This is a genomic window from Exiguobacterium sp. HSB13, assembly GCF_056764755.1.
Genome location: NZ_JBUZOM010000010.1, coordinates 1 through 4,906 on the forward strand (window position 1 = coordinate 1; position 4,906 = coordinate 4,906).

General features: G+C 38.0%; 4 protein-coding genes. 3 read left to right on the plus strand and 1 reads right to left on the minus strand.

Annotated features, from left to right (window positions below; translation table 11 throughout):
• Positions 1-163 precede the first annotated feature (163 nt).
• Positions 164-1,042, plus strand: coding sequence for a hypothetical protein (locus tag ACZGCQ_RS16700; RefSeq protein ID WP_481266876.1), 879 nt, complete (start codon positions 164-166; stop codon positions 1,040-1,042).
• Positions 1,039-2,565, plus strand: a complete 1,527-nt coding sequence (gene mobV, locus ACZGCQ_RS16705) for a MobV family relaxase (RefSeq protein WP_481266877.1) — start codon at positions 1,039-1,041, stop codon at positions 2,563-2,565. The genes ACZGCQ_RS16700 and mobV overlap by 4 nt, the downstream gene beginning before the upstream one ends.
• Positions 2,566-2,721: 156 nt before the next feature.
• Here mobV and ACZGCQ_RS16710 read toward each other — a convergent pair whose 3' ends face one another.
• Positions 2,722-3,270, minus strand: a complete 549-nt coding sequence (locus ACZGCQ_RS16710) for a replication/maintenance protein RepL (protein WP_481266878.1) — start codon at positions 3,268-3,270, stop codon at positions 2,722-2,724.
• 643 nt (positions 3,271-3,913) lie between these two features.
• Between ACZGCQ_RS16710 and ACZGCQ_RS16715 the strand changes: the two genes are divergently transcribed.
• Positions 3,914-4,099, plus strand: coding sequence for a hypothetical protein (locus ACZGCQ_RS16715; RefSeq protein ID WP_481266879.1), 186 nt, complete (start codon positions 3,914-3,916; stop codon positions 4,097-4,099).
• Positions 4,100-4,906: the final 807 nt, after the last annotated feature.

Below are 4,906 nucleotides of genomic sequence, written 5' to 3' on the forward strand. Positions count from 1 at the left end.
TGTTCTGCCGTTCTCAACGGCGGAACCTGCCAACCGGCGAGGGAGCCCCTCAAGAATTGAGGGGTTGGGGAGTTGAGTTTTTGACTTTTCGCTGTATGCAGCGACCGTCGATCCGACGGCATTCTTTACCCTCGGAGAGCGCACCTTTACGAAGTAAAGTATAGTGCGCTATACTATACAAAATTATAAAGATGAGGTGATCTACATTTCTACGATTATTTCTATGGTTTTTTCTATGTTGGTTTCTACACTTAATTTTGTAAAAGATTTTTTTCAATCTTTAGCTGATACTGAAAATCTTATCGCTTTTATCGCAGCTGTTATTGGGATAGTTAATCTATTTATTATTACTCGTACTTACATACTAGATCACAGTAAGGAATTTAAGTCCGTTGTATCTATAAAGGCAATTAAAAAAAGAATAGAAGATGCCAGACCAGAACTAGCTAATCCATTGGCTTTACAAGACGACTATTATATTAATTCAACGAGTACAAGTCATATTTTTTACGATAAAGATGACAAGTACTTATTTGGTGCTGAGAATGGTTACTCTTCAACCTTCCATTCGACATATGACTGGTACTTTGAAATTCAAAACCTAGGTAACTATCCATCCAAAGATATTGAATTAAAGTATGTGATTTCAATTGAAAAATTTAAACAAACTTACTCTGAAAATGAATTAGGTGAACTACTTTTCATTGAAGATCCATACGTAGATATAGTTATTGATATGACAGAAAAAGTACCTTATCTTGCTGCAGGAGAAACGAAAAAAATCTTCGTAACTAATTTAAATGGAGAATTTCCTATAGCGTCTCTTAAAATAACCTCATTTAAATCAGAAAACATGACTTTTGTTGATACTGACACAATTATAGATTCTTATACTCATGCAAAAATACAAAATTACGTTACTTTCAAAGAAGAAAACATTGTTGAATTAGCAGGGGTGTCTTTAGAAGAACTTCCTCAGAAATTTGGAGGTCTTAGATTTAAAGAGAAAAGAGCTTGGTGGCAAGGGGAAGTGAAGGAATGAGTTCAAAGTTAGTATGTAGGATGGCTAAAGTAAAGAAAAATGATGTGAAAGGTTATCAGATTCACAATCAAAGAGAACGAGAAAGTAAGACCAATCCTGACATCAATTCTTCACTATCCCATCTCAATCGAGACTATATCAATGCCCAACATATCAGCTACATGGAAAAGTGGAAAGAAGCATTTGAATCTCAAAATGAAAGTAAACGTGCTTTAAGAAAAGATGCAGTCTATTTCAATGAGTTCGTGGTAGGTTCTGATCGTGATTTTTTCAAAGATATGAATCAGTCAGAAAAAGAAAGATTCTTCAAAGTCGCCACTGATTTCTTCAAAGAGCGATATGGAGAACAAAATATCCTATATTCCGTTGCTCATTTCGATGAATTGAAGGGCGCTGGCGCTCATGCTCATATCGCTATCGTGCCTATGCGAGACGGAAAACTTCAGAGCAAAAACGTCTTCAATCGTATTGAATTGAAATCAATACAGACACTACTGCCTGAGCATTTGCAAAAGCATGGCTTTGATATTGAACGAGGGAAAGAGGGTTCGAAGGCTCAACACATCGATACGGCCACGTACAAGGTGCTCAAGGCACAAGAAGCGGTCTTGGATGCGGAACAGCAGCGAGAGGCAGTCCAAAGTGATACGAAGCTACTGGAAGCCAAACGAGAGGGATTGAAAGGGTTGTTCGAGAAGGTAGAACGGCTCGATAGCCTGGAATACGAAGATCAGAAGACAATGTTCGGCAAAGAAACAGGAAAAATCGTCATGGATCGAGAGGATTTCGAAGAAATGCGTGCCCTCGCGATGATGAAAGTACCCGATATGGAGTTCAAGAACGAAGAATTACGAAGAGAAATCACTGTTTTGCAGTCCAAGATTGAGCAGAAAGACGACAGGATCAGCAACCTTCAGAAGAAATACGAGATTGCTTCAGCACAAGCAGAACGCTATAAATCAGGATTGGAAGACGTTGTAGAAGAACGAGTCTCCGAACGCTTAGAAGAGAAATTGACGGAACTGAAGGAACATCATGCAAAAGAATTGACGAGAGAAATTGCGGATAAGAATCTCTTTCTTCAAGAAGCCGAACAACTGGAACGGAAACTGGACATTACGAAAAGGAACGTCAATGTCTTAGAAAGCGAAAAACGTTGGCTTGAGAAGGAAAATGACGAGCTGCAGGCGATTAACGAAGACTTAACAAAAGAAAATAAAGGGCTAAACGAACAGCTTCAAAAAGCAAACGAGACGATGAAAGCATGGATAGAACGATTTGATCAGGCTGTCCAAAAAAAGGTCTCTGACATGTTGAATGTTGTAAGGGCTTCTGTTCATAGAGCGACGAGAGAATGGCTGATTGAGAAGTTGCCTGATAATCAAAAAATCGGGCTGGATCATATGACAGATCACGCACGAATCAGTAAGAGAGCCAATGAAATGCTTCCAGAAATCGTTGAAGAAAGAGATACCATGATAAAAAAACGCGAGCGAGATCGTAATATGGATCTAGAACGATAATTTCTTTTGTACTGATGAAATCAGTCATTATGTAACGATATATCAGCACAAGCAAAAAGCCCCTTATTTCAGGGGCTTTTCTTTACTTAAGTTCGAATTAAGCAACGTGTAAAATCTGTTTTATTTTTCACTTAAAAATAGCTTAGTGAAAAACATTTAGTTTACGTCTTTAATAGTGATTTGCTTGTGTTTTTCGACTTGGATTTGTGCTTTAACAGTTTGTTCTTGCTCGCTTTCAGTCAAAATAATGTTAGCCCCGAATTTTCCATGTTGGAAGTTGTTCCCCCAACTAGTCCAAGCAATTTGTTTATTAACTGCATAGACATTAGATGTTCCTGATTTATAAACGTCAATGTACTTTTTGTCTTTTAAAAGTTTTATAGCCCTTGCTACTGTAGTTCTACTGATATCAAAGGTTTCTTGTAAAACTTGTTGAGAACAAATGACTGCGTTGTAAGAATCCATATTGTTAATCAAAAACTTGAAGATCCGGTATGCAACAGGAGATTTAGCCATAAGCCAATCTTCTGCTTTATAAGCATCTTTATTCATTTGGACCCACCTCCTGTAAGGACTCTTCTTTTGTTGCTTTATTTCTTCTTCTTCCCGCAACTTCTCTTCTTCAATTTGTCTTTCTCTTTGTTCAAAAGATAAAGACAAAGGATTTAACAGATTTGATTCTTTCGAAACAGAAATCTCTCGCATTTTTAAATCCTCCCCTTATGTATCACCCTATGATACCTATATGTATCATTTTTGCTACATCTTGCTCCATATATGAAACAATACACGACTTATAAGACACAATCAATACCAAATTTGAAACAAGATGTATCAACTATGTGTCATCAGCTGTGATACATATATGTATCACCCTATGCTACATAAGAAGTCTATTTTACATTGGTGTTAAGCCATTTCTTAAATGTTCCCTCTTATATCTTATAAGAACGCCCCTTTTCTTTCGATTCAATTTCTAAAACTAAACGGTTCAAGTCTATCGGACTAAACACTTCAATACGCTGAACTTCAGTCATAGATCGATCATTGATTTAGAGAACTGAACGCACTCATTCCGGCTTTTAAGCCTTCATTTCGTTTGTCGGACTGTTAGACCGCCGAACGTGTTCTCGCTATGCTCGCCCCCATTCACCGATCTCCCAGTACACGTGAGCCAGTCGGATATTCTCATTTTCAATCGTCGCGAGGAGGTTGGGGCGTTTGGAGACTCTCTAGAAACGATTTTAAGAGCGTTTACGACTTGAGTCGTAGAAAACCCTATCAAGACGTAGCAAAGGGGCTTAAAATCGAAATATGAGTGATTTAGATGCAATTAGGAGGCGATCTTATGAAAGTAGACTTGAATCCAGCAAACTATGATCCAGAAAGATGGGCTGCGATCGAGAGATTAAAACATCTGCAGTTAGTTGAAGGATTGACGATGAACATAGAAACCTTGGATGTAGATCAAGAAGGATTTATTTTACTTGATCCAGATAATCCATCGCATCGAGAGTGGTTTGAATCGGAGTAATAAGTTTTTTTCAAGATTTCGATTAAAAACTGATCATTTTTCCAAATAGAAGTCGTTAAGGCTGTTCGTTCGCTTTTTTGAACAGTATAATTAAATTTAATATTACGTTTGTCAATGCTTGTTATTTTCGGTAGGCGTAATACACTATTATCAAGGCTGAATCAGAACTCACAACACTACCGTTTTTAGAAAGGTGGTGATGCGAGTATGAAAATAATCTTCGAGTTATCGGTTGATCCGATGACGATTTTCGTAATGTGGAGTTTCTTAACAACTGGAAGCCTTCCGCAAAAAAAAGAAAAGCCCTAACCTTTAAGGTTAAGACTTCGACAAAAAAATGTTCTGATTCAAGACTCAAACGTTGCAGCGTTTGGGTCTTTTGCCTTTTCGAGACGTTCATTATTTTTTGCTTTTGTAGCGAAAAAATGCAACATCTTGTTAGAAAAGTACAACATCTGTTGTAGAAAATATACCACTTGTAATGATCAAATGCATCACTCATATGCATACAAAAATGAGGAAATTCTTCTGAAAAGCATAAAAATATGTCGTAAATGGATGATATTTTATTGTATTTGAAGATATGGATAGCGTATATGAGGGTCAACGGTAGCGGAACGAGCGTAGCGAAGTGAGCATAAGGAGTTGACGCTCTAGATGTACCAAGACCCTCTCGGTGCTGTTCTGCCGTTCTCAACGGCGGAACCTGCCAACCGGCGAGGGAGCCCCTCAAGAATTGAGGGGTTGGGGAGTTGAGTTTTTGACTTTTCGCTGTATGCAGCGACCGTCGATCCGACGGCATTCTTT

Excerpts from the sequence above, each read along its gene's own strand:
- ACZGCQ_RS16715 (WP_481266879.1), top strand. The coding sequence starts at position 3,914 with ATGAAAGTAGACTTGAATCCAGCAAACTATGATCCAGAAAGATGGGCT.
- ACZGCQ_RS16710 (WP_481266878.1), bottom strand. The coding sequence starts at position 3,270 with ATGCGAGAGATTTCTGTTTCGAAAGAATCAAATCTGTTAAATCCTTTG.
- mobV (WP_481266877.1), top strand. The coding sequence starts at position 1,039 with ATGAGTTCAAAGTTAGTATGTAGGATGGCTAAAGTAAAGAAAAATGAT.